Here is a 1252-nt window from a genome sequence, read left to right as displayed (position 1 = left end):
GAGTTCGGTGAGGTGCTGCGGGGGGTGGAGTTCCGGGCCCCGAATGTGCCCGTGGTGTCGAACGTATCCGGTGCGCTGGCGGTCGAGGAGTTGTGCTCGCCGGAGTATTGGGTGCGTCATGTGCGGGAGACGGTCCGGTTCGCTGACGGGCTGGAGACACTCCGTGGGCTGGGTGTCGGGTCCTTTCTGGAGCTGGGTCCGGATGGGACGCTGACCGCTCTGGCCGATGGTGAGTGTCTGCCTGTGCTGCGTCCGGATCGCCCGGAGCCGATCGTGGCCATGGAGGCTTTGGCTGGGCTGTTTGTCCGGGGTGTGGAGGTGGATTGGCGGACGGTGTTTCCGGGGGCTCGGCGTGTTGATTTGCCGACGTATGCGTTCCAGCGTGAGCGGTTCTGGCTGGAGCCGTCCTCGGCCCAGCCCGTGACCAGCGCGGTGGATGCGGCGTTCTGGGATGCGGTCGAGCGTGAGGATTTCGGTTCGTTCGGTATCGACGCCGGGCAGCCGCTCAGCGAGGCTCTGCCCGCCCTGGCGGCATGGCGGCACCGTCACCAGGAGAGGTCACTGGTCGAATCGTGGCGGTACCGCCTCGACTGGTCCCCGATCGGGGATGTCACTGAGCAGCCGAGTCTGCGTGGCACGTGGCTGGTGGTTGGCGCTGACGGAGATGATGTGGCTGCCGCTCTGCGGGCCGCTGGGGCGGATGCGCGGGTCGTGACGGCGGTGGAGCCGGGCGATGTGGCGGTCGCGGGTGTGGTGTCGCTGCTGTCGGTCGAGGCAACGGTCTCGCTGGTGCAGGCTCTCGGGGTGGCTGGGATCGATGCGCCCTTGTGGTGTGTCACCCGGGGTGCGGTCTCCGTGGTGGACGGGGACGTGGTGGATCCTGACCAGGCCGGAGTCTGGGGCCTTGGCCGCGTCATTGGCTTGGAGCATCCGGACCGTTGGGGCGGGCTGATCGACCTTCCGGCGGTCATGGACGATCCCACGGAGGAGGCACTGGCCGCCGTCCTCGCCGGTGACACCGGTGAGGATCAGATCGCTATCCGTGCCACCGGGACGTGGGCCGCTCGTCTGACGCGGGCGGAAGCGACCACCACCGAGGTGTCGGCCGCCTGGCGGGGTCGCGGCACCGCTCTGGTCACGGGCGGTACAGGGGCACTGGGCCGCCATGTGGCGCGCTGGCTGGCGGATACCGGTGTGGAGCGGATCGTGCTGACGAGCCGTCAAGGGGCCGAGGCACCGGGCGTCGCGGAGT

Annotated in this window: 1 protein-coding gene; it reads left to right on the top strand. The window is 69.3% G+C overall.

Translation table 11 applies throughout. From position 1 onward, the window contains the following. Positions 1 to 54: 54 nt before the first annotated feature. Positions 55 to 1252: SpnB-like Rossmann fold domain-containing protein (locus KN815_RS51775; RefSeq protein WP_216347943.1), on the top strand; the 1198-nt coding region annotated here is incomplete at its 3' end.

Origin of the sequence: Streptomyces niphimycinicus (assembly GCF_018883605.1) — a bacterium.
In the GTDB taxonomy this organism is placed as follows: Bacteria; Actinomycetota; Actinomycetes; order Streptomycetales; family Streptomycetaceae; genus Streptomyces; species Streptomyces niphimycinicus.
This window is presented reverse-complemented; position numbering and strand designations above follow the sequence as displayed.